Genomic DNA, 23,379 nt, shown 5'->3' with positions numbered 1-23,379 from the left:
ATACAAAGTACACGTATTTGATATTTATAAACCGCTGCCGCCTCCCGGACAATGCGGGTAAACACGCGCCCATGCCAGCCACCGACGACGATCCGCTCTACATCGCTTCCTTGGGCAAATCCATGCAGGTGCTCGAGGCTTTTCGCCACGCCCACGATTCGCTCGGCCTGACTGATCTGGTCAGGCTTACCGGACTGGGCAAAAGCAGCGTGCAGCGCATCGTCCACTCCTGGGAGCGCCTGGGTTACTTGGACAAAAGCCCGCAATCACGCCGCTACGTCCTGGGCCCGCGCGTGGTCGAACTCGGTTATTACTTTCTGCGCAGCGACCGTCTCATCTCCCAGGCCGCGCCGCACCTGGTCGCCCTGCGCGAGCGCTGCGGCCTGGCGGTCAATATGAGCGTGCTCGATGGCCAGGACATGATCTACCTGCTGCGCCTTCCCAGCCGCCAATTGACGCTGGCAGAGATGCTGCCCGGGCGCCGCATGCCCGCCTGGTGCAACAGCGCAGGGCGCATGTTGCTCACGCCGTTTGACGACGACACCGTTGCCCGTTTTCTGGCGCAGTCCGACATCCAACCCTACACGCCGCGCACGACCACCGACCTTCTCGCGCTCGGACAAACCATCGCCCAGGCGCGTCGCGATGGGCACGCGCTGACACAGGATCAGGTATTGCTCAACCAGGTCGGGGCGGCCGTGCTGTTGCGTCAGGTGCCCGGTCAGGCTCGCGCGGCCATCAACGTCACGGCCTCGGCCACCGACTACCCCTTGGCGCGCCTGACGCAAGAGATCGTCCCTTTGCTGCTGCAAACCGCCTACGCTATCAGCAGCACCCTCTGACACTGCCGCATGCCCAGCCAACCGCGTGGCTGGCGCTAGGGGCTTGGTCCGCATCGGAGGCACGGGCCGGCCTGATGCAGTGCGACGAGAGTCGCGTAGGTAGCTACGCCTAGCTGTGAAGATTCAATAGGTTGTATGCATGGTTCATCCGAACCGGATTTGAGAAACTGGAAATCGCCAACCCCCCAGTTCACTCAAGGAGCCCGGCCGGATGAACACCCATAAGCATGCCCGATTGACCTTCCTACGTCGACTCGAAATGGTCCAGCAATTGATCGCCCATCAAGTTTGTGTGCCTGAAGCGGCCCGCGCCTATGGGGTCACCGCGCCGACTGTGCGCAAATGGCTGGGCCGCTTCCTGGCTCAGGGCCAGGCGGGCTTGGCCGATGCGTCCTCGCGCCCGACGGTCTCGCCCCGAGCGATTGCGCCGGCCAAGGCGCTGGCTATCGTGGAGCTGCGCCGCAAGCGGCTGACCCAAGCGCGCATCGCCCAGGCGCTGGGCGTGTCAGCCAGCACCGTCAGCCGCGTCCTGGCCCGCGCCGGTCTGTCGCACCTGGCCGACCTGGAGCCGGCCGAGCCGGTGGTGCGCTACGAGCATCAGGCCCCCGGCGATCTGCTGCACATCGACATCAAGAAGCTGGGACGTATCCAGCGCCCTGGCCACCGGGTCACGGGCAACCGACGCGATACCGTTGAGGGGGCCGGCTGGGACTTCGTCTTCGTGGCCATCGATGACCACGCCCGCGTGGCCTTCACCGACATCCACCCCGACGAGCGCTTCCCCAGCGCCGTCCAGTTCCTCAAGGACGCAGTGGCCTACTACCAGCGCCTGGGCGTGACCATCCAGCGCTTGCTCACCGACAATGGCTCGGCCTTTCGCAGCCGCGCCTTCGCCGCGCTGTGCCATGAGCTGGGCATCAAGCACCGCTTTACCCGACCTTACCGCCCACAGACCAATGGCAAGGCCGAACGCTTCATCCAGTCGGCCTTGCGTGAGTGGGCTTACGCTCACACCTACCAGAACTCCCAACACCGAGCCGATGCCATGAAATCCTGGCTACACCACTACAACTGGCATCGACCCCACCAAGGCATCGGGCGCGCTGTACCCATCTCCAGACTCAACCTGGACGAATACAACCTATTGACAGTTCACACCTAGCCTATGGCCGCCGATTCCGCTGTTTGACTATCGTCGATGACTACACTCGCGAATGCCTGGCCATCGAGGTCGATACGTCGTTGCCGGGACTGCGTGTTGCCATGGTGCTGCAACGGCTGGCGGAGATGCGTGGCCTGCCGCGATCTATTACCGTGGACAACGGGCCAGAGTTCGCCGGAAGAGCCTTGGACGCCTGGGCCTACCAAGCAGGCGTAAAGCTGTCGTTTATTCGGCCGGGTAAGCCGGTGGAGAACGCTTATATCGAAAGTTTCAACGGCAAGTTCCGCGACGAATGCCTTAACGAGCACTGGTTCTTGTCCCTGCGACAGGCTAAAAGCTTGATCGAAAACTGGCGAGTCGAGTACAACACCGATCGGCCTCACAGCGCGCTCGGATATTTAACGCCGGCGCAATTCGTGCAGGCTCATCAGAAAGAAGGTCTTTTACCCCTGGGCTCTATGTCGGTGCCGTACTAAATCTGGGGGCAGGTCAGGGCCGAGCATGGGGCGCTCGGTCCACAATAGCTGAGTCGGGACTGTGGCCTGGGGCCGTTTATTGGGGCTGCACCTGAGCTTCTTTGATGACGCGCTCCCATCCCACGCGCTGATCCGCCAGGAACTTCTCCAGTTCTTCGGGGGATTTAGGCGGCACCGTCAACGACGCCGCATTCTCGATACGCTGCTTGTACGTCGGGTCGGTCACCAGTGCTGCGAGCGAGGCGCGCAGCTGTTTGACCACTTCGGGCGGCATGCCCGCGGGCGCGAAGACGCCTTTCCATGACCAGGGGACGAGTTTGGAGAACTCGGTGTAGTTGAGTTCGGTCATGGTGGGTACGTCGGGCAACAGCGCAAGCCGTTGCTGTGCGATCACGGCCAGGGCATTGGCCTGGCCGCCCGTGACCATGGGCACGGCCGTGATGGCGGTATCAAATACGGTGTCGACCTGCCCGCTGATGACGGCGGTCAAGGCTTGGGGGCTGCCGTTGAAGGGGACATGCAGCATGCCGTCCAGGCCCGCGGACTTCTTGAATGTTTCGCCAGCCAGGTGGGTGGAGTTGCCCATGCCGGCCGAGGAGAAGCTGACCTTGTCTGGATTTTTCTTGGCATAGTCGACGAACTGTTGCACCGTGGTGATGCCCTTCTTCTTGCTGGTCAGCATCACGAAGGGAAACTCTGCGGCCAAGCCGAGAGGGATGAAGTCTTTGGGATCGTAGGGCAGATTCTTGTACAGAAAAGGGCTTGCCGCGATATCGGTGCCGCCGATGAGCAGTGTGTAGCCATCCGGTTTGGCGCGCGCGACGTAGCCATTGCCGACGGTCCCGTTGGCGCCGGGTTTGTTCTCGACCACGACCGGCGTTTTCAATTGCTTTTGCAGATGCTCGGCGACGAAACGGCCGATCTGGTCGGTCGAGCCGCCCGGCGAGAAGGGCACGACAATCACAATGGGCTTCTCGGGGTAGGCGGCCAGACTGGCTGACAGGGGTGCCCAGGTCGCGGCGGTAGCCAGCGCCGCGGCCACGAGGTGTTTGACGCCGCTGTGCGGCTTGTTCGGTTGCATGGGTTGTCTCCTTGGTGGCTTTGTTTTGTTCTACGTGGTGAAAACGAGCGGGCAATCACGCCCGGGGTGTCTCAGATCAGGACCTCGATCAGATTCGGTGCGCCGCTGGCCAGGCCCGCAGCTAAAGATGTGGCGAAGCCCGCCATGGTGGCCACGCGCGTGGCACTAAGCCCCTGGCCTTCGGCCAGCTTGACCCAGTCCAGGCAGGGTGCGTCTAGCGTGAGCATGCGTGTGGCGTTGGCCGCTGGCGGCGGGCCGCCCATGGCGGAGAGCTCGCCCTGCAGGATTTGGTACTTGCGATTGGCGCAGATGATGACCGTGATATCCAGCCCCTCGCGGGCCATGGTCCAGAGGGATTGCAAGGTGTACATGGCGCTGCCATCGCCGATGACTGCGACCACTTTTCGGTCGGGACAAGCGACGGCGGCGCCGACCGCGCATGGCAGTCCGTAGCCGATGGCGCCGCCAGTGATTTCCAGCCAGTCGTGGGCCAGACCGGCCGCCGCGCCGGTCTGCAGTTGGCGTCCGGTGGTGATCGCCTCATCGACGACGATGGCGTGATCGGGCAGCAGAGCCGCCATGACCCGGCCCATGTCCTGGGAGTTGGGCCGGGCTTGCTCATCCCATGGCTGGTCGCGGGCCCCCGAACCGACGAGCACCATTTGATCGGCTCGTCCGCCCACGGCGTCGTTGAGCGCGGCCAACGCCGTCATCGCATCCTCTTCGGCGGTGGCCAGGGTCTCGATGCGACAGTCCGGGTGCGTGAGAAAGCGCGGTTTGTCCGGATAGCCGAAGAAAGCGACCGGCGCCACCGCATCGACGAGAATGAGCAGTCGCACGCCAGACAGGGCTTGCAGCGCGCCGTTCAAGGGGTAAGGTATCTGCGGGATGTTGACGTGCCCGGCGCCGCGCTGCGAGCGCGCGTTTTTGGTTTCGGCCAGCAATTGGCATCCGACACGCGCGGCGATCTGGGACGCCAGGCGAGGGCCCTCACCCAGCATGGCCCGCCCGCCCAGCAAGAGGGCGATTTCTTCCGGGCGCACGTCAGGCGTTCGCAGGGCCTGCGCGATGGCGTCGACTACGCTGGCTGCCGGCGAGGGCGCTGGCCGCGCCCGCTGTGGCCGCACGGCTCCGCCCGCAGAGGGCTCCCACGCGGCGTTGGCGGGCAGGATCAGAGATGCCACCTTGCCGGGCGCGCCACTGGCCGCATGCACGGCCGCGGCGGTGTCGGCCGCGGCGGTCGCCGCCGATGCGCAGGTGCGCACCCAGTGCGAAACCGGCCGTGCGATAGCCTGGATATCGGAGGTAAGAGGAGCGTCATTGGCGATGTGGTCCTGCGCATGTTCGCCAATGATATTGAGGATGCCCGAGCGCGCGCGTTTGGCATTGTGCAGATTTGCCAGCCCATTGCCCAGGCCTGATCCCAAATGCAGCAAGGTGGCGGCTGGTTGACGCGTCATGCGGTAGTACCCGTCAGCCGCACCGGTGACCACACCTTCGAACAGGCCGAGTATGCACCGCATCTGAGGCAGGCGGTCCAGCGCGGAGACGAAGTGCATCTCCGAGGTGCCGGGGTTGGCAAAACATACTGAAACGCCATGGTTCAGCAGGGTGTGAACCATTGCTTCCGAGCCATTCATGCGGAACTCCTCCGTGGTCTTGACCGGGCGTCTGGACATGCAGGATGCCGGACGGGTGATCCAGTTGCTTGACACCCGGAAACGTCGTACATGACATACTAGCCACATAGTATGTATCGAAAATGGAGAAGTCAATATGGGCCTGGAGGAGTTGGTTCAGCGCGTCAGCGGGTTTATTCGGGACAACCCCAACGAGCGCGATTGCTGGCAGAAGGCGGCGGAGATTTCAGGGCTGCTGGTGTGGGAGATGGCGGAATTTCAGCCGCTGGCCAAACGGTGGATCGACCGCGCGGTCGCCACGCAGAAGTCGGACGGCAACCTCAGTTACGGTGACTGGCATACCTCCAGCGGCGGCCATATACGCTCGTTCACCCCCCTGGCCAGCGAGACCGCCGCCGTGGGCGCGCCGATGATGCAGTTACACCGCCGCCATCCCGATCCCCGCTATCTGGAAAGTGCCGCCAGGCAGTATCAGGCGCTGCGTGATGCCCCCCGCACGACTGAGGGCGGGATCTGGTCGCGCGGCGAAGGCCCGGAGTTATGGATCGACTTCACCTACTTGATGTGCCCCTTCATGGCGGACTACGGCAAACTGGCAGGCGAGCCGGCGGCGGTGGACGAGGCGTTCGCGCAGTTTCGCGTTCATGTCGTGCGCCTGGTGGACAGCGAATTTCATCTCGCGCGCCATGCCTGGTGCGAAAAGCCCAATCATTTCCCGCAGTCGACCTTTTGGGCGCGCGGCAATGGCTGGTTGCTGGCGTGCTGTGCCGAGTTGCTGACGATTGCCCCGGATCACGCGCAGGCACCGTTTGTTCGCGACACCTACGCCAGGGTGTTGGGGGCCATGGCCGGCATGCAGGACGCCTCGGGATACTTCTTCCACGTTCTCGATGACCCCCTATCCAATCTGGAAGCTTCGGCGACCTTGATGTTTGCCTATGCGGCTGAGCGCGCCATCGAACTGGATGTGCCCGTGGCCGCCTGCCCGGCTGAGCAATTGCGCGCTCGGGCGATAAAGGCGTTTACGGTGGTGGCCGGCAGTGTCGAGAGTTGCGGTCGTGTGCCCGGTGTGGCCATGGTGCCAGGCGGGCCTGGGGTGCCCTTTGGCTGGACCTTGTTCGGCCAGGGGTTCTTTCTGCTCGCCGCCCATGCGCTGCGTGATCATCTGCACGGTCTGGAGGTTTGAAGATGACCGCAGCGATCCCCCCATCTTCTGCCGATCAGCCGCCCCGCAAACCGCTCGAGGGTGTGCGGATCATCGACATGTCGAGGTTGGCACCCGGCCCCTACTGCACGATGCTGCTGGCTGACCTCGGCGCGGAAGTGATCGTGGTGGGCGGCGGGCGCGCCGGCAATCCGATCGCGACGTTTTCGCGAGGCAAGCATTTCATCAAACTGGATCTCAAGACCGAGGCCGGACAAGCTGCCCTGCAGCGCTTATGCCAGACCGCGGACGTGTTCGTCGAAAGCTTCCGGCCTGGGGTGTGTGACAGGCTGGGCGCGGGTTACGAGACCTTGAGTCAGCAGAATCCCGGTCTGGTCTATTGCTCGGTGACGGGCTACGGTCAGGACGGCCCACTGGCGCAGGAAGCCGGACATGACATCTCTTATCTGGCGCTGACCGGCGTGCTGGGCGCCATCGGCCCTGCAGACGGCCCACCTTCGGTGCCGCTGAACCTGTTGGCCGATTTTGCGGCGGGAAGTTTTATTGCGGCGTTGGGCATCGTGGCGGCCCTTTTCGACCGCACGCGCACGGGCAAAGGACAATATGTAGATGCGGCCATGATCGATGGGTGTCTGTCGCTGCTGGCTATGCATTGGCCCGTGTGGCAGACGCCCATTCTTCCGGCCCGCGGCCAGGGTTTGTTGGCTGGCGGCGCGCCCTATTATCGGTGCTACGAGTGCGCTGACGGCAAATACGTGTCCGTAGGCGCGCTGGAGCCGCAGTTTTTCATCAACCTGTGGCGCACCTTGTTCGAGAGCGAGCCGCCCGACCACATGGATATGCGCCTGTGGCCGGCTATTCGTGAGCGTTTCGATGCCCGCTTCCGGGAAAAGACTCGGGATCAGTGGGCCGGGCTTTTCGCGGGCAAAGAGGCCTGCCTGATGCCGGTGCTCAGCCCCGAGGAAGTCTGGCGGCAACCGCATATCGTGGCTCGGCATGGGACGGCCAACGCGGACAGCGTTCCGGTCATCCCCCGGTTTGGCACGCGGGCTTTCCCCGCGCCGCCCACTGATACGACGGACCGATCAGATCAGATCCTTGCGCAGGCCGGGCTGTTTCCTGAGGAGATCGCGCAGGCCAGCCCGCAGAGTGAACGCCAGCGGATACCTTCGCGCACCTGGCCTCCGAAGATGACCCACACACCTTGACGCCCAGACACGGATACAGGAGACAAGCATGCTGATATCTCAGTATGACGATACATACACGACGTTTCGTGAGCAGGTACGGCGTTTTGCCCGAGAAAAGGTCAAGCCATATGCCGCGCTTGTGGACGACGAGGCGCGTCCGCCGACAGAGGCGCTGCAAGCCAGTCTGGAGCTCGGGCTGCCCGGCCTGCCTTTTAGCGAGGCCTTGGGCGGGCAGGACGGCGACGTTTTCACGCAGATCATCACGGTCGAGGAGCTGGCGCGCGTGTGCGCGGCCACGGCCACCACGGTGTCGACCTGCTGGATCATGATGCTGGTGCAACGATTCGGCAGCGCGGCCCAGCAACAGATGATCATCGAGCCCGTAGTTCGCGGCGAACACCGATCGGCCTGGGGGCTGACCGAGCCCAAGGGCGGCTCGGATCTGATGGGGGTGGTGACCACGGCCAAGCGCAGCGCCAACGGCTGGGTGTTGAATGGGACCAAGCGATTCATCACCAATGGCGGCTGGGCCGATTGGTATCTGATCTTCGCGCGCACGCAAGACGAACAGTTCGGGATATTCCTGGTCAGCAAGCAGGATGCGGGCGTCTCGTTCGGGGCGCCGGAACGAAAAATGGGCCTGCGTGGCAGCCCGACCTCCGACGTGATCCTGGATAACTGCGAGATTCCGCTGGATCGCGTGATTGGCGAACCGGGTCGCGGCGGCGAATACATCCGTGCAGGTTTGCTGGCCTCGCGCCTGAAGTATGCCGCGCACGGACTGGGTATCGCGCAGGGCGCGCTGGATGAAGCCGTGGCCTACACGCAGCAGCGCGAACAGTTCGGCCGGCCCATCGCGGACTTCCAGATGATCAAGGGCATGGTGGCCGACATGGCCATGAGGGTGGAGGCTGGCCGCGCCATGCTGATGCACGCGGCCACGCTGACCGCCAACAATCTGCCCGACGCGAGGAAGTACGCATCCATGGCCAAGGTGCTGTGCACCGATGCCGCGATGTCCGTGGCTACCGATGCGGTTCAGTTGCATGGCGGCTACGGCTATCTGAAGGACTACCCGGTCGAACGCATGCTGCGCGACGCGAAGGTGACGCAGATCTGGGAAGGGACCAATCAGATTCAGCGTTTGATGATTGCCAAAGAAGTCTACAAAAGCTAGTGGGAGACAACGATGTCCACAGTTCTGGATGGCATCAAAGTGCTGGAGTTGTGCGAGGTATTCCAGGGCCCGCTGGCCGGCCAGATCCTGGGCGACTATGGCGCGGACGTGCTCAAGATCGAGCGTCCTGGTCGTGGCGATTCGCTCAGGCACAGCGACACCGTCGCCAATGCCCAGGGCACGATGGGAAGTTACTTCGGGGCAGTTAATCGCAATAAGCGATCAGTCTGCCTAGATCTGAAGAGCCCCACCGATCAACAGATCTTCAGGCGACTTCTGCAAGAGGCGGATGTGCTGATGCACAACTACCGGCCGGGCGTGCTCGAACGCCTGGGGTTTGGTTATCAGGAAGTGCAGCGCATCAATCCGCGTCTCGTCTACGCCGAGGCCAGCGGCTTCGGGCAGACGGGACCGCTGGCCGGCATGGCCGGGCAGGATTTCCTGATCCAGTCTATTAGCGGCATCGCCTGGAAGACCACTGCGTCGGCGGGCGCGCCGACCTTCATCAATGTTCCCATCGCGGATTTCACTTCCGGACTGCTTCTGGCGCAAGGCATTCTGCTGGCGCTGATGGAGCGCCATACGTCAGGCCGGGGGAAGCAGGTGAATGTCTCTCTGTTTGGCGCCTTGATGGCAATGCAAAGCCTTGAAGCGGCGACGGCGCTCAACTACCGCTATGAGACACGCTGGTTTGAGCGGGCGTTGAACTTCACGGCTCAGGCTAGCGACGGCTGGCTGACGGTCATCGGCTTCTTCCGGGATAACCCCCTTCAACTGATCTGCCAGGGGCTGGGGATAGAAGATTTGTCCGTAACGCCGGGCTGGGAAGACAAGTACGGCCAAGCCGCAGGCAAAGAAGAGATTGCGCGCATGTTGCAGCCGCATTTTCTCCCGCTCACTGTGCAGCAAAGTGTGGAAAAACTGCAGGGCGCGGGCGTGCTGGCCGCGCCTATTCTGGATTTTGATCAGGCATTGGCCCACCCTCAGACCGAAGCCAATGAGCTCATCGCCACGGTACCCGTGGCCGGCCAGCAGGACATGCGTTTCGTAGGCAGCCCGATCCGCTTGTCCCGTACACCGGCTACCATCCGGCGCGGTCCGCCTACCCTGGATGCCGACCGGGCCGACGTCTTCGCCGAGGAAGAAAACGCATGAGCGCTCAGGCCCGGCGCAGCCAGGCAGCGGCCGCAAATGATGCACGTATACTGGCGCTCTCCCTGAATTCACGCCCGGATATGATGGCCGCTGATCGACATAATCAGGTGAGCGACGCGCTCGCCAACGACGTAGTGGGGACCGGCCAGACCGTGCCGGCCATTGTGGCGCATGCCGTGGCGCTTTTTGCGGAAAGACCGTTTCTGGAGGTGGCCGGCGGCGCATGCGAGAGCTATGCACAGACCGGCCGGCACGTCACGGAGTTGGCCGCGCGATTGCATGGTCTGGGTGTGCGCGCCGGGCATCGGGTCTTGAGCATGCTGTCCAACTCCCATGGCGCCGTGCACGCCTGGCTGGCGGCCAATCAGCTCAATGCCGTCGATGTCGGAATCAACACCGGATACAAGGGCGCAAGCCTGGAACATGCGGCGAATCTGAGCCAAGCCCAGGTGATGCTGACGACCGCAGCGTTTCTCCAGGTGATTCTGCCTTGCGCACCGCGGTTGACGCACTTGCGCACCATCGTGCTGCTCGATGACGCTGTTTACGAAGGGAGCGTCCCCGACACTCTGCGGGTCGTTCGCTGTGCGGACCTCAGGGCAGCACCCATCCATGACACATTGGCTCATCACGCCGAGCCGTCCGATATTGCGTCGATCATATACACGTCAGGCACCAGCGGTCCTGCCAAAGGTGTGCTGCTGCCGCATGCGCAGATCGCTCTGCTGGCCAGGCGTTCGGCCGAGAAAATGGATCTCACCGAGCACGACGTTTTTTTCTCCTTCTATCCCATGTATCACATGGCGGGGAAATTCATGTCGGTGCTCGCCACCATGGTGGCTGGCGGCAAGGTCGTGCTGGACTCGGGCTTCGATGCCAGCCAATGGCTGGGCCGCATTCGTGACTACGGCGCCACCGTGACCGCCGCGCATGGACCGATGCTCGAGATGGTCTACGCCCAACCCCCCCTCGCCTGCCGACAGCCAGCACCAGCTCAGGTTGATACGCACCGCACCCTTTCCCAAACGTATTGCCGCCGCTTTCGAACAGCGCTTTAGCGTGCGGGGCATGGAGGTCTGGGGTATGACGGAAATCGGGATTCCCTGTTGGACGGATCATCGCGAAGCATTACAGGTGGGCTCCTGCGGCCGGGTCGACGAGGAAAACTTCGAACTCGCCGTGCTCGATGTCTGCGACCGTCCGGTTCCTGCCGGCCAGGTCGGTGAGTTTGCGGTTCGCCCGCGCCATCCCTGGACGACGATGCAAGGTTATCTGGGTATGCCGGAGCAGACCGTGCAGGCCTGGCGCAACTTGTGGTTTCACACCGGCGACTGCGGCTATGTGGATCAGTCGGGCGCGGTGTATTTTGTGGACCGGGCCAAGGAACGCATCCGTCGGCGCGCCGAGAATATTTCGGCCAGTGATATCGAGGCCGCCGCCCTGCTGCATCCGGACATCGTCGAATCGGCTGCGGTCGGTGTGGATTCTGGCTTCGAGGGCGACGATGATATATTGCTTTGCGTCGTCCCCAGGCCGGGCGTCAGCATGGATTACCTGGCGTTGCTGCGCTTTCTGATGGCCCAACTGCCGCACTTCATGATGCCGCGGTTCCTCTGTCAGATGACGGCCTTGCCGCGAACCGTTACCGGGAAACTGCAGCGTGTGTCGGTCAAAAACACCGCCTTGAGCCTGGAGTTGTGGGACCGCAAGCGTGAGGGGGTCAACTTACGCGACCTGATGGACCGGCCAAACGCGGCCGAGGATGCTCGGCCTGCCGTGTGATGGCGGGACTTTCTGGCTGATTCAGCGATGGCAAAGAAAAAACAAGACAGCGAAGCGAGCGTAGAGAAAATCGAGCGGGCAGCTCTGATGCTTTTTGCGCGCAAGGGTTACACCGAAACCAGCCTGGAGCAGGTCGCGGATGAGGCCGGTTTCACCAAAGGGGCGGTCTATTACTATTTCAAGACCAAGGAAGCCCTGCTGGTGTATTTGCTGGATCGGATCCGCGAGCGCTCCATTGTGCTGACGCAACAGCATATCCGCGAGCTCACATGCAGCGCCGTGGAGAAACTGGTCGCCTTTGTGCAGAAACAGGCGGGCTGGGCCGCCAAGTATCCGGATGATCTGGTGATCCTGATCCTGACCAGCCTGCAGTTTCGTGAGACGGATACCCCAGCCAGGCAGGCCGTGCGGGCCTACTACGCCATCATGACCGAGGTGTTGACCGAAATCTTCACTGCCGGCGTGCACAAGGGTGAGCTGTCCAGAACCTTGGACATCGAAACCACGGTGCTGGCCAATATGGCCCGCCATGACGGCAATATGCTGCTGTGGTACCGCAGCGGCCGGGACCCGGCAGTCGGCAGAATGCTGACGCAGTCGTCCTGCAATGCGGTCCGTCAGTTCGGGGCGAACGCGATGTAATTCAAATGGGCGGGCCCACCGGTCAGCGCACCGCGAGCGTGCGTCCGCTCACCGGGTATTGAGTGCCTCTACTTGCTGACGTACCAGCATCTGCAGGAAGGTCTCGCATCCGGACTGCAAGGTCTCGAACGCCGAGGTGATGAGGTAGACCGCAACCGGAAAATCCAGATCCACCGGCCTGGCGACCAGCCCACTCCACAACTCCTCGTCGACGCAGAGCTCGTTGATGAGCGCCACACCCACGCCTTCGTGCACGAGTGCGCAGGCCTGCTCAGAGCGGTTGATTTCGACAAGAGGCGCATCTTCGACGCCAGCCGCACGCAGCCGTTCGCGGATCAATGCTCCTATGGGCATTTCTTGCTGATAGAGAATGAGGGGCAAGCCCGTCAGGTCTTCGAGCTTGATCAATCGGCGCTGCGACAATGGGTGGCCCTTCGGGACCGCGAGGCAGATCTTGCCATCGAACAAGGGTATGCAGCGTAGATTGGGGTGGTCAATAGGCCAGATCGACAGCGCAAAGTCGACCACCTTGCCTAGCAGATCAGCGGGCATTTCCTTGATCAAGCTGGTCTTGTATGAGAAGGCTGCCGGTGGCTGAGTGGCGAGATAGTGCTTGATCGCCTTTGGCACGACTCGCAGTCCAAGTGCCGGACTGCTCGAGAAGCTGATGCGCTCTTGCCGGTGACCTTTGAGATTTTCCACCAGACCGTCGATCCGCGCCGCAGCGCTGTACAGATCATCGACCTCCCGGAAGATGACGCGCGCATTTTCGGTGGGTAACAGCGCTCCGACTTTGCGCTCGAATAATGGTAGGCCGAGGCTGGTCTCGATGTTGGCCAGAGTGCGGCTGACAACTGGCTGGGAAACGAACAGCATGCGCGCGGCTGCACTGGTCGAACCGGTCAGCATGACTGCCCGAAAAACTTCCATGTGGCGCAGCTTGAATTTCATTTTTGTCCTCTTTCGTCTATGTCTTGCAGCTATACCCGCCGCGTTAATTGCATATCTGCGAACGTGCCATCGTTCATAGAATAGCCGCGAGGCGGCCGGATACGCAGGCCGCGACCAGGAGACAACATGAGTGACCTTCAAAAATCGGGCCGTGATGTATTGCGCCGCGTGCTGGGTGAGCAGTACTTCGAGAAGCGCGAAGCTGGCCGAAATGCCTTTAATAACGACGCACGAGAACTCGTCGAGACCTATTGCTTTGGTGCCATATGGGGCCGTCCGGGGTTACCCGATCGCACCCGGAGTTTGATATTGCTCGGCATGTTGACCGCGCTGGGCAAGGGGGCTGAGTTGAAGATGCACGTCGTAGGCGCGCTCAACAACGGATGCACCGTGGAGGAAATCAAAGAGGTTTTGCTGCAGGCCATGGTTTATTGTGGAGTGCCTGCCGGCGTCGAAGCGTTCCGGGCGACGGAAGAGGTGCTTGCGGCTGAAAATCTGATCGAAAAGAAGGCCTGATATGCAGCGTATCGGGTTCATTGGATTGGGCGCCATGGGGTTGCCCATGGCTGTTAACCTGCTGGCCAAGGGCTATCCCGTCATCGGTTTCGATACACAGGATCGTCCCGCCTTCGTACAGGCAGGCGGGCGGGTGACGGGTACAGTTAAAGACCTGGTGGCCGAGGCGAACATCATCATCACCATGTTGCCCAATGGCCCGGCAGTCCTTGAGGTGGCCGAAAGTCAGGTGCTGGCTCACGCTCGGCGCGGACAAGTGCTCATCGATTGCTCGACCATCGGTGTACCGAGCGCACGGAAGTTGCATGCGATGGCGGCCGATCGGGGCGTCGCGGTGCTCGATGCACCTGTTACCGGCGGCGTGGCCGGTGCCCAGGCAGGAACCCTCACCATCATGGTTGGGGGCGACGAGACAGTCTTCGCTGGCATGCGTGACGTCTTGTTAAGCATGGGCTCGAAGCTGGTGTATGCCGGTGCCGCGGGAAACGGTCAGGCCGTGAAAATCTGCAACAACATGGCCGCCGGAATTATCAAGATTGCTATCAGTGAAGCCTTCGTTCTGGCACGACAGCTAGGCGTCGACGAAAAGATTTTCTTCGAAGTCGCCGCCGCAGGCAGCGCACAGTCGTTTGCGCTGACGCGCACCTGCCCCGTGCCAGGACTGGTGGAGAATTCTCCCAGCAGCCGCGACTACACCAACGGCTTCGCCACCAATCTGATGCTCAAGGACATGGTTTTGGCGCAAGAAGCAGCCATGGCCAGTGGGGCTGCGACCGTTCTCGGAGGGGCGGCCACCCACCTTTATCAGCTGTGCGCCAATGCCGGTCTCGGTGAACGTGATAACGGCATCATCTACCAATATCTGTCGGGCAAGTCGGCATAAGACCGCCACAGGCCCTGAGGAGACACAAATGAACGGCATGAAGAAAACCCTGGTTGCAGCGGCTCTGTTCGCTGCTTCAACCAGCACCTGGGCTCAGGACACTTATCCGACGAGACCCGTTTCCATCGTGGTTGGCTTTGCCGCGGGAGGCAGCACGGACTTGCTGGCACGAACGTTGGCCAAAGAGCTTTCCGATCAGCTCAAGCAGTCTTTTATCGTGGAGAACAAGCCCGGAGCCAATAGCAACGTGGCGCATACCTATGTGGCTCGGGCTGCAGCAGACGGCTACACGCTGCTGATGGTTCCCTTCGGATTGGCCGTCAATCAGTATTTGTACAAGGGCCAGAAGTACACGCTCGACAGCTTCGCGCCCATCGCGCTTGTCGCGCAGGTTCCTAACGTTCTTGTGGTCAACAAGAACCTGCCTGTGAGTGACGTCAAGGGATATGTCGAGTACTCCAAGGCGAATCCCAAAGCCGTGTCCTATGGATCGCCCGGCGTTGGATCTTCGCTTCATCTTGGCGGAGAACTGTTTCGGCAGGCCACCGGCGCGGAGATACTCCATGTCCCCTTCAATGGAAGTGGTCCGTCGTTGATGGCGGTACGAGCCGGCGACGTCACCTCGGCATTCGATAACTTGTCGACGGCCGCGCCCATGATCCGCAATGGCGACCTGAAAGCGCTGGCCGTCACCGGGGCCAAGCGATCCGATGCATTCCCCGAACTGCCGACCGTCGCCGAGTCAGGTTATCCGCAGTACGAGATCTCCTCGTATTTTGGCCTGGCAGCGCCGGCAGGTACGCCGCCGGCTGTTGTGGAGAAGTTGAACGCCGCCGTCATGAAAGCTGTGGCGAGCCCCGCATTTCAGGCGCAGTTCAAAACCTTGGGCGCTTATGTGGATCCGAATACCCCAGCCGAGTTCTCGGCATTCCTGAACAAGGAGAGCGAAAAATGGAAGAAGGTGGTCGAGACGTCGGGCATCGATCTGTCGAACTGATGGCGTACGGTGTGCGGTGCGGTGAGTCGGTGGTGACGCACCGGTGAGCGACGTCAAGCCCAAGAGCCTGGGATCGGCCTACTTCCGGTCTGAGGCTTTTTTTACGCCTCGGCCGGTAACCCCCTGTCTTGTCGCGCGTTGCACTTCGTAGCGCTGCGCTGGCGTGGCAGGGGGGCGGCCGGCGCGAAAGCTGGAGGTGTTCGCAGCACTACGATGGCGTAATCCGTTCGTTGGACGACTCCCGCAGGCAGGCGGCGAACAACGCCACCGCGGGGGTGATGGTGTCCGCGCGCCAGTAGAGGATGGCTTCGCCCAGGGGGGCGAGCGGTTCGAGCGGCAGCACTCGCATGGAGCCGCGCTGCACATAGCGCTTGGCCAAGGACAGGGGCAGGATGGAGATATAGTCCCCCCGCCGCAGCAACGACAGGTTCAGTGCCAGCGAGCTGGACTCAATGGCGGGCTGGCCGAGTGTCACGCCATGCTCGGCCAGCGCCTGCATCATGGTGGCGTAGGCCGGCGAGGCTCGCATCGGGGTGATCCAGCGCGCGTCTTGCAGATCCTGTGTCCGGACTACGGTGTCACTGCCTCCGAGGGGATGGTGGGATCCGACGACGAAGACGAACGGTTCGTGGTGCAGAGATTCTTGCCGCATTTCCGGGATGGTGCCCGCGACGCGATTGCGGCCCAGCGCGAGGTCCAGATTGCCCTCGTCCATCATCTTGAGCAGCCGGTCCAGCGTGGACTCGACAAAGGACAACGTGGCCGTGGGGGCGCGCCGAGTGAAAAGCTCCACGGCATGCTCGATGACCGGCTGGGGAATGGTGACGACAGCTCCCAGGCGGACGTGGCCGGCGGTGCCCGCACTCAGGGCGCTGACATCACGTTGCGCTAATTCGAGTTGCCGCAGAATTTCGCGGCCACGCTCGACGAGTACCTGCCCGATGCTGGTCAGTTCCACCGCGTTACCGGCGCGGCGGGTTACAGCCGCACCCAGTGCCTCTTCGATCTCGGCAATCTGTTTGGAGATGGCAGGCTGCGTCACGTGGAAGGCCGCTGCCACGCGCGTGACCTGATGCAGTTCGGCCAGGCTGACCAACATGCGCAAATGCCCGAGCTTCAGTCCGCTGCGAAAGAAACGTTCCAGGGAAGCGTCAGGAGCTGGCATGGCGTGCCTTTCGGGCAGGTTGAGCAGCGGCAATCATAACCAAATGGTTATGTTTTTGGCGGGAACGGTGATTTGTTCTCCGAGAGCGGCAATCGTAATCTTGCGGCGGAAAGCACAACTGCGCGGGACGATCGGGCAGCTGCAGGCGGCCTCGAGGGCCGGCCGGCGGGCTCGGGCTGCGAGGCCACATATAACCAACGCGGGGTGCTGCGACGAAACGACGTGCCATGAGGCACGCATCTACGGAGACAGTATTCATGAGCTCGTCCCTTACCGGCGGCGCACCCGTGCGCGCTGGCGTGAGCGCAACCGCCGACGCCGGCGCGCGCGATGCCCTGTATCGCAAACTCACGCTGCACTTGATCCCCTTTCTGTTTCTGGCCTTTATCGTGGCCTATATCGACCGGGTGAACATCAGCTTTGCCAAGCTGCAAATGCTCTCCGATCTGTCGTTGTCTGAGACGGTTTATGGGGCCGGCGCCGGCATGTTCTTTCTTGGCTATTTCATCTTTGAGGTGCCAAGCAATCTGATCCTGCATCGGGTGGGTGCGCGGATGTGGATTGCGCGCATCATGGTGACCTGGTCGATCATCTCCTGTTTGACGATGTTCACGCAGGGCGCGACGTCCTTTTATGTGCTGCGCTTCTTGCTGGGCGTGGCCGAGGCGGGTTTCTTCCCAGGCATCGTGTTGTATCTGGCGACCTGGTTTCCCTCCAGCCGCCGGTCGCAGATCATTGCACTGTTCATGGTCGCAATCCCGGTGTTCGGGGCTATCGGCGGCCCCCTGTCCGGCTGGATCATGCAGAGCTTTGGCGGGGTGCATGACCTCGCGGGCTGGCAGTGAATGTTTCTGATCGAGGGCATTGCCTCACTGCTGGTGGGTATTGCCGCGTTTTTCGTGTTGCAGGATCGCATCGAAACCGTAAAGTGGTTGAGCGACGATGAGAAACGTCTGCTGGCCGACGGCCTGGCCGCCGATGCGGGCACGCGAGCCAATCACAGTGTGCGCGAGGTGTTTCGCAATCCCAAGGTGTGGTTGCTCAGTGTGTTGTACTTCTGCATTGCCATGGGCAATTATGGTCTGGTGTTCTGGCTGCCGACCATGATCCGATCCACAGGAGTGGCCGATCTGGGCAATATTGGTTTGCTGTCGGCCGTGCCGTCGCTGATCAGCGCGGTGGCCATGATTCTGATCGCCCGCCACGCCGACCGCCACAATGAGCGCCGCTGGCATGTGGCGATCTGCTGTCTGTTGGGCGCCGGAGGCATGCTGGCATCGGTACTGCTGGTCGATCATATGGTCTGGTCCATTGTGGCGCTGATCGTGGCTGCGATCGGTATCAATTCCATCGCGCCGGTGTTCTGGGGAATTCCGACCGCCATGGTCGGCGGCGCCGCTGCGGCCGCGGCCATTGCGCTGATCAATTCCATCGGCAATCTGGCCGGTTTCGCCAGCCCCTACCTGATCGGCTTTCTGAAGGACAGCACGGGTCAATTGCTGCCGGGCATGATCGTGCTCGCGTTGGCTCTTGTCTGCGGCGCGGTGATTTCGGTGTCGATGAAGCCCGTGCGGAGCGCCTCGTGAGCGCGCCCGTTTGCCTGGTCACCGGCGGGGCGACAGGCATCGGCGCGGCCACGGCCCTGCGCTTTGCGCGTGAAGGCTGGGCCGTGGCGATCACGAATTTTGATGACAGTACCCGGCCGGCGGCCCAAGCCACGGCCGCCGAATGCCATGCCCGGGGCGCTGACGCGGTGATCCTCGATGCCGATGTTGGCCAGGATCAGGATTGCCGCTCGTTGGTGCAGACGGTGGCGCAGCGCTGGGGCCGGCTGGATTGTCTGGTCAATAGCGCGGGTACGACCCGAGTCATTGCGCACGCAGACCTCGACGGCGTCGACGCCGAGGAGTTCGAGCGCGTCTATCGCGTCAACCTGATCGGGATGTTTCAGATGACGCGCGCCGCAGCGGATCTGTTGCGCACGCGTGCGGCGCATGAATGCTCGGCAGCGGTGATCAATATCTCGTCGCTTGCCGCCTTGAATGGGACGGGCTCCTCCATCGCGTATGCCGCCTCCAAGGGTGCGGTGAATGCGCTGACGTTGTCGCTGGCGCGCACACTGGCTCCGCAGGTGCGGGTCAATGCGATTGCGCCAGGGATGGTGGATGACGGCCTGCTGCGGCGCACCCTCGGCGACGAGGCATATGCCCGCGTACTGACCAGCATGCGGGAGAACGCGCCGCTCAAGCGGGTGGCATCGCCGGGTGAAATCGCGGACCTGTGCTGGTTTCTGGCTGCGCAGGCGCCGGCCATGACGGGCCAGGTGCTGGCGATTGAGAACGGCCTGTTGTTGAACACATGATCGCCGTGGCGACACTTAAGGATGCTGACCATGAAAGACTTGCATAAACACCGCTCGCGCATCGTGACCGAGGGTGTGACCCGCACGCCGCATCGTGCCTTTCTGCGCGCCACGGGTCTGGATGATGAGGCGATCGCGAAGCCTTTCGTGGCCATCGTCGATACCTTCGGTGAGAACACGCCCTGTTCCATGTCCTTGAATCAGATCTCGGATAATGTGCGGCTGGGTGTGGCCGCAGGCGGGGGCGTGCCCATCCGTGGCTCGGCGATTTCGGTGTCGGACGGCACGTCCGTGAATCACGCCGGTATGCGTTTTTCCCTGGTATCGCGCGAAACCATCGCCGACAGCGTCGAACTGTTCGTGCGGGCGCATTGCTACGACGCGCTGGTTGGCGTGGCCGGCTGCGATAAAACGCTGCCAGGCATTCTGATGGGCATGGTGCGGGTCAATGTGCCGGGCGTTTTTCTGTTTGGCGGCGCCATGCTGCCCGGCACCCTGCCCGACGGCACGCAAGCAACCATCCTGACGGCCATCGAAGCCGTCGGTACGGCGCAGCAAGGCAAGATGTCTGCCGAAACGCTGGCCGGCATCGAGAAGCGCTGCACCCCGACGGCGGGATCCTGTCCCGGGCAGTTCACCGCCAACACCATGGCCATGGTGGCCGAGGTGCTGGGCCTGGCTCCGCTGGGATCGGCCATGGTGCCCGCGGTCTATAGCGAGCGCATCGCCATCGCCCGGCGTGCAGGCGAGAATGTAATGCGCACCTTGCGCGGCGGCGGTCCGCTGCCGCGTGATCTGGTCACGCGCAAAAGCCTGGAGAACGCCTGTGCGGCCGTGGCGGCCACGGGAGGGTCCACCAATGCCATGCTGCATATCCCTGCCATCGCGCACGAGGCCGGCATACGCTTTACGCTCGACGATGTGTCCGAAGTGTTGGCGCGCACGCCGTTGATCGGCGATATGCAGCCCGGCGGGCGTTATCTGGCGGTTGATCTGCACAACGTCGGCGGCGTGCCGGCGGTGCTCAATGCTTTGCTGGCCGGCGGACATATTCATGGCGATACCTTGACGCAAAGCGGCCAGACGCTGCAGGAGGCTCTGCAGGCTTTCCCCGGCCCGGACGGGCGTGTGGTCAAGCCGCATGACGAACCCCTGTCGCCCAATGCCGGGCTGGTTGTCTTACGCGGCAATCTCGCGCCCGATGGCGCGGCCCTGAAGACCGCGGGGCTCAAGCAATTGGTGTTCTCCGGGACGGCGCGGGTTTTCGAGACCGAAGAGGATTGCATGGCCGTGGTGGCCGCGCAGGGCTACCAGGAAGGCGACGTGCTGGTGATCCGTAATGAGGGCCCCAAGGGGGGACCCGGCATGCGCGAAATGCTCAGCGTAACGGCTGCCATCTACGGTCAGGGCATGGGCGAAAAAGTAGCCCTGCTGACCGACGGACGGTTCTCCGGCGCCACGCGCGGGATGTGCATCGGCTATGTCGGCCCCGAAGCGGCGGCGGGCGGCCCGATTCGTTTGCTGCGCGATGGCGACCGTATTCACATCGATGCGCTCAAAGGACGTTTGGACGTACAACTGTCCGACGATGAGCTGGCCGCGCGCGCCGCTCAGGTGCATCCCTTTGTGCGAGGCCGGCTCGGCGGGGTGCTGGAAAAATACGAGGCACTGGTCCGCCCGGCGGCGCTGGGCGCTGTGACGCACTCGGGCGCGGTCGACTGGCCGTACGACACGCCGCAGGAGCCGGGTTCGCCGGCCGGGGACGGTGCGCGATGACCGGGCCGCGTATCGGGTTTTGCGGCATCGGCCGCATGGGCGACCCCATGGTGCGCCGCCTGTTGGCGGCTGGTTACGAGGTGGCGGTGTGGAATCGCTCCGCTGGCAAGGTCGCGCCGCTGGTTGGCCTGGGCGCTCGCAAGTGCGAGACGCCGGCCGAATTGGCCAGCGGCGTCGATGCGGTGTTGCTCTGCCTGGGCGATGGACAGGCGGTGCAGGACGTGGTGTTCGGCCAGGCGGGCCTGGCGCAGGCAGCGACGCCGCCACGGTTCGTGGTGGACCATTCGACGCTGTCGCCCGCATTGACCCAATCGTTGGCACACCGCTGGGCCGAGGCAACGGGCGGTCAGTGGATCGACGCGCCGGTATCGGGCGGCATGGCTGGCGCCCAGCGGGGCACGTTGGCGGTCATCGCCGGCGGGCCGGCCCAGGCCATCGCCACGGTGACGCCGGCGCTCATGGCGTTTTCCGCGCGAGTCACCCGCATGGGCGAGGTCGGGGCCGGGCAGACGAGCAAGCTGTCCAACCAGATGATTGTGGCCACCACCCTGTCGGCCTTGGCCGAAGGCTTTGTCCTTGCCTCACGCAACGGGATAGACAGCGCGGCGATGCCGGCCGCCTTGCAAGGTGGCTGGGCCGATTCGGTGCTGCTGCAAACGCTTTGGCCGCGTATGGTCGAGCCGCCTGAACAGGCCACGGGGACGATCCGCGTCCTGCTCAAGGACCTGGATGCAATTGCGGAGCTGGCCGCGGATAGCCGCACGGTGCTGCGGGTGCTGCCCGCCGTGCGGGGGCTGCTTCAGACGGCCATGGCGCGCGGCTGGGGCGATGAGGATTTGTCGCAGGTATTCCGGATCTGTGCGGAGGAAAGCGCGCAGGCCAGTCAGCCCGCCGGCTGATTCGACACAGGCTGTCCTGGGTCGCGCCGCAGCGGTTGGGAGGCGGGGCTTGCGGCTTCCTGGCGAGCGAGTGCCCGGTCGGGCGCGATGCGCAGGGGAGTCCACGGCTCTCGAATCAGAGGCCGGTATGGTTGCTGCTTGCAGAGGGCACGTTCGCTGTTTGGGGTGGATATCGGGTAGAGTTCGCGGCTGACTTCATACGCTCAGTCATACGCGCGGCAATGGATCCGGCCCGTGCGCGGGGCGGCAGCGTAAGACTGGCTCGCATTTCTGGAGGGCATTCATGCGCCAAATCGTCATCATCGGCGGCGGTCACGCCGCCGCACAACTCTGCGGCAGTCTGGCCGAGAGCGCTCAGGAACTGGCCATCACGCTGATCAGCGAAGAGGCGCATCTTCCCTATCACCGTCCGCCTTTGTCCAAGGCGTTCATCAAAGATTCCGCTGCCGAGCCTGCGTTGCTGCGCCCGGCCAATGCCTATGCGGATGCCGGTGTGCAGTTGTTGCTGGGAGAGACGACGGTCTCGATCGACCGTGACCGTCAAACGGTGACGCTGGCCAGCGGCACGGTGCTCGCTTATGACGAGCTGGTGCTGGCCACGGGCATGCGGGCCCGTCGCTTGCCGGACCTCGAACCCGCCCCGGCCAATCTGCATTACGTGCGCACGGTGGCGGACGCTCAACGTTTGCGCGACGCCCTGGCTGCTGCGGCCAGCGTGACGGTCCTGGGAGGCGGGTTCATCGGCCTGGAGGTTGCCGCCACGGCCGCAGCACTGGGCAAACAGGTCGCCGTGTTCGAGAGCCAGAGCCGCTTGTTGGCGCGCTCGGTCTCGCCGGAAATCTCGGATCTGGTCAGTGCCAATCTGCGCGAGGCCGGGATCAGCCTGCATCTGGGCGTGTCAGTCGAAGAGGTCGAGGTGGCCGGGGGGCAGGTGCGCGCGTTGCGTGCAGGCGGGCAGTCGCATCCCGTCGAGCTGCTGGTTGCAGGCATCGGCGCCGTTCCCGAAACCCGTTTGGCTGAATCGGCGGGGCTGGCGGTAGACAATGGTGTCGTGGTCGACAGCCAGATGAGAACGTCCGATCCGCATATTTATGCCATCGGGGACTGCACGGCATTTCCGTATCTGCGCCAAGGACGGGCCATGCGCCTGGAGTCGGTGCAGAACGCCAACGATCAGGCCCGCGTGCTGGCGGCCGTGCTTTGCGGCCAACCGGCGCAGTACGCCGCTCTGCCCTGGTTCTGGTCAGAACAAGGCGCTTTGCGCCTGCAGATCGCCGGGATAGCGCCAGCCGGCTGCGAGCGCCGCATCCGGTCGGGTCTGAAGCCGGGCAGGCTGTCCGTGCTGCACTTTCTCAATGGACGTCTGATGTGCGTGGAGTCCATCAATGCGCCACTCGATCATATGGCGGCGCGCAAGCTGCTCGAACTGGCTGACCACCCGCCTGCTGAAGTGTTGCTCGATCCGGCTGTGGCATTGAAGACGCATTGCTGAAGCGGTGTCGCGCGCCGCGGCATCGG

Annotated in this window: 20 protein-coding genes and 2 pseudogenes; 18 read left to right on the top strand and 4 right to left on the bottom strand. The window is 63.0% G+C overall.

The features are described from left to right. Window positions 1-71 precede the first annotated feature (71 nt). The 3 genes and pseudogenes from LK440_RS15410 to LK440_RS15400 form a co-directional block, all read left to right on the top strand. Window positions 72-842: an IclR family transcriptional regulator gene (locus LK440_RS15410; RefSeq protein WP_005017780.1), complete on the top strand. Its 771-nt coding sequence runs from the start codon at window positions 72-74 to the stop codon at window positions 840-842. Between the two features lie 211 nt (window positions 843-1,053). Next, entirely contained in the window at window positions 1,054-2,004 is a 951-nt protein-coding gene (locus tag LK440_RS15405) for an IS481-like element IS481 family transposase (protein ID WP_005013747.1), read from the top strand. 5 nt (window positions 2,005-2,009) lie between these two features. After that, window positions 2,010-2,480 (top strand): annotated as a pseudogene (locus tag LK440_RS15400) (integrase core domain-containing protein); the annotation flags it as partial. A 76-nt stretch (window positions 2,481-2,556) separates the two neighbouring features. Here LK440_RS15400 and LK440_RS15395 read toward each other — a convergent pair. Both LK440_RS15395 and LK440_RS15390 read right to left on the bottom strand, forming a co-directional pair. Further along, window positions 2,557-3,561 carry a Bug family tripartite tricarboxylate transporter substrate binding protein gene (locus LK440_RS15395; protein WP_005017793.1) on the bottom strand — a complete coding sequence of 335 codons (1,005 nt, stop codon included), beginning with the start codon at window positions 3,559-3,561 and terminating at the stop codon, window positions 2,557-2,559. 71 nt (window positions 3,562-3,632) lie between these two features. Beyond that, window positions 3,633-5,201: an acetolactate synthase large subunit gene (locus LK440_RS15390; protein WP_005017795.1), complete on the bottom strand. Its 1,569-nt coding sequence runs from the start codon at window positions 5,199-5,201 to the stop codon at window positions 3,633-3,635. Window positions 5,202-5,337: 136 nt separating this feature from the next. Between LK440_RS15390 and LK440_RS15385 the strand changes: the two genes are divergently transcribed. The 7 genes from LK440_RS15385 to LK440_RS15355 are packed head-to-tail and all read left to right on the top strand — an operon-like array spanning window position 5,338 to window position 12,312. Further along, window positions 5,338-6,387 carry a glycoside hydrolase family 88 protein gene (locus LK440_RS15385; RefSeq protein WP_005017809.1) on the top strand — a complete coding sequence of 350 codons (1,050 nt, stop codon included), beginning with the start codon at window positions 5,338-5,340 and terminating at the stop codon, window positions 6,385-6,387. A 2-nt stretch (window positions 6,388-6,389) separates the two neighbouring features. After that, window positions 6,390-7,574, top strand: a complete 1,185-nt coding sequence (locus LK440_RS15380; protein WP_005017812.1) for a CaiB/BaiF CoA transferase family protein — start codon at window positions 6,390-6,392, stop codon at window positions 7,572-7,574. A 28-nt stretch (window positions 7,575-7,602) separates the two neighbouring features. Further along, entirely contained in the window at window positions 7,603-8,733 is a 1,131-nt protein-coding gene (locus LK440_RS15375; RefSeq protein WP_005017813.1) for an acyl-CoA dehydrogenase family protein, read from the top strand. Between the two features lie 12 nt (window positions 8,734-8,745). Further along, complete coding sequence (locus LK440_RS15370; protein WP_005017814.1) at window positions 8,746-9,888, top strand: CaiB/BaiF CoA transferase family protein; 1,143 nt, start codon at window positions 8,746-8,748, stop codon at window positions 9,886-9,888. Next, window positions 9,885-10,946 (top strand): AMP-binding protein, encoded by a 1,062-nt coding sequence (locus tag LK440_RS15365; RefSeq protein WP_269465417.1) that lies wholly within the window; start codon window positions 9,885-9,887, stop codon window positions 10,944-10,946. Before LK440_RS15370 ends, LK440_RS15365 begins: the two co-directional genes overlap by 4 nt. Further along, on the top strand, window positions 10,888-11,670 hold the full coding sequence (locus LK440_RS17910) for an AMP-binding protein (protein WP_250637137.1): 783 nt from the start codon (window positions 10,888-10,890) through the stop codon (window positions 11,668-11,670). Before LK440_RS15365 ends, LK440_RS17910 begins: the two co-directional genes overlap by 59 nt. 27 nt (window positions 11,671-11,697) lie before the next feature. Then, window positions 11,698-12,312 carry a TetR/AcrR family transcriptional regulator gene (locus tag LK440_RS15355; protein ID WP_005017816.1) on the top strand — a complete coding sequence of 205 codons (615 nt, stop codon included), beginning with the start codon at window positions 11,698-11,700 and terminating at the stop codon, window positions 12,310-12,312. A gap of 48 nt (window positions 12,313-12,360) precedes the next feature. On the opposite strand, the gene LK440_RS15350 is transcribed toward LK440_RS15355, so the two are convergent. Continuing rightward, on the bottom strand, window positions 12,361-13,263 hold the full coding sequence (locus LK440_RS15350; RefSeq protein ID WP_005017817.1) for a LysR substrate-binding domain-containing protein: 903 nt from the start codon (window positions 13,261-13,263) through the stop codon (window positions 12,361-12,363). A gap of 126 nt (window positions 13,264-13,389) precedes the next feature. On the opposite strand from LK440_RS15350, the gene LK440_RS15345 reads away from it, so the two are divergent. Genes LK440_RS15345 through LK440_RS15335 form a run of 3 tightly spaced genes read left to right on the top strand, consistent with a single transcriptional unit; the run spans window position 13,390 to window position 15,659 of the window. Next, window positions 13,390-13,779 (top strand): carboxymuconolactone decarboxylase family protein, encoded by a 390-nt coding sequence (locus LK440_RS15345; RefSeq protein ID WP_005017820.1) that lies wholly within the window; start codon window positions 13,390-13,392, stop codon window positions 13,777-13,779. A gap of 1 nt (window position 13,780) precedes the next feature. Next, the gene (gene mmsB / locus LK440_RS15340) at window positions 13,781-14,662 is read left to right on the top strand and encodes a 3-hydroxyisobutyrate dehydrogenase (RefSeq protein ID WP_005017823.1); all 882 of its coding nucleotides are present in this window, start codon (window positions 13,781-13,783) and stop codon (window positions 14,660-14,662) included. Window positions 14,663-14,690: 28 nt separating this feature from the next. Continuing rightward, window positions 14,691-15,659, top strand: a complete 969-nt coding sequence (locus tag LK440_RS15335; protein ID WP_005017824.1) for a Bug family tripartite tricarboxylate transporter substrate binding protein — start codon at window positions 14,691-14,693, stop codon at window positions 15,657-15,659. A 208-nt stretch (window positions 15,660-15,867) separates the two neighbouring features. Here the strand turns inward: LK440_RS15335 and LK440_RS15330 are convergent, their stop codons facing one another. Further along, window positions 15,868-16,824, bottom strand: coding sequence for a LysR family transcriptional regulator (locus LK440_RS15330; protein WP_017685835.1), 957 nt, complete (start codon window positions 16,822-16,824; stop codon window positions 15,868-15,870). 257 nt (window positions 16,825-17,081) lie between these two features. Here LK440_RS15330 and LK440_RS15325 point away from each other — a divergent pair. The 5 genes and pseudogenes from LK440_RS15325 (at window position 17,082) to LK440_RS15305 (ending at window position 23,353) form a co-directional block, all read left to right on the top strand. Then, window positions 17,082-18,410 (top strand): annotated as a pseudogene (locus tag LK440_RS15325) (MFS transporter). Next, window positions 18,407-19,186 (top strand): SDR family NAD(P)-dependent oxidoreductase, encoded by a 780-nt coding sequence (locus LK440_RS15320; RefSeq protein WP_005017827.1) that lies wholly within the window; start codon window positions 18,407-18,409, stop codon window positions 19,184-19,186. The pseudogene LK440_RS15325 and the gene LK440_RS15320 overlap by 4 nt, the downstream one beginning before the upstream one ends. 30 nt (window positions 19,187-19,216) lie before the next feature. After that, window positions 19,217-20,962: a dihydroxy-acid dehydratase gene (ilvD, locus tag LK440_RS15315; RefSeq protein ID WP_005017829.1), complete on the top strand. Its 1,746-nt coding sequence runs from the start codon at window positions 19,217-19,219 to the stop codon at window positions 20,960-20,962. Continuing rightward, a complete protein-coding gene (locus tag LK440_RS15310; protein ID WP_005017831.1) occupies window positions 20,959-21,861 on the top strand; it encodes an NAD(P)-dependent oxidoreductase in 903 nt (300 codons plus the stop codon). The genes ilvD and LK440_RS15310 overlap by 4 nt, the downstream gene beginning before the upstream one ends. 283 nt (window positions 21,862-22,144) lie before the next feature. Beyond that, on the top strand, window positions 22,145-23,353 hold the full coding sequence (locus LK440_RS15305) for an NAD(P)/FAD-dependent oxidoreductase (RefSeq protein WP_005020346.1): 1,209 nt from the start codon (window positions 22,145-22,147) through the stop codon (window positions 23,351-23,353). Window positions 23,354-23,379 lie beyond the last annotated feature (26 nt).

The sequence above is a fragment of the Bordetella holmesii genome, from assembly GCF_020735985.1.
Classification (GTDB): domain Bacteria; phylum Pseudomonadota; class Gammaproteobacteria; order Burkholderiales; family Burkholderiaceae_B; genus Bordetella; species Bordetella holmesii.
The sequence above is the reverse complement of the archived record's forward strand: the minus strand, read 5'-3'. Positions and strand labels throughout refer to the sequence as shown.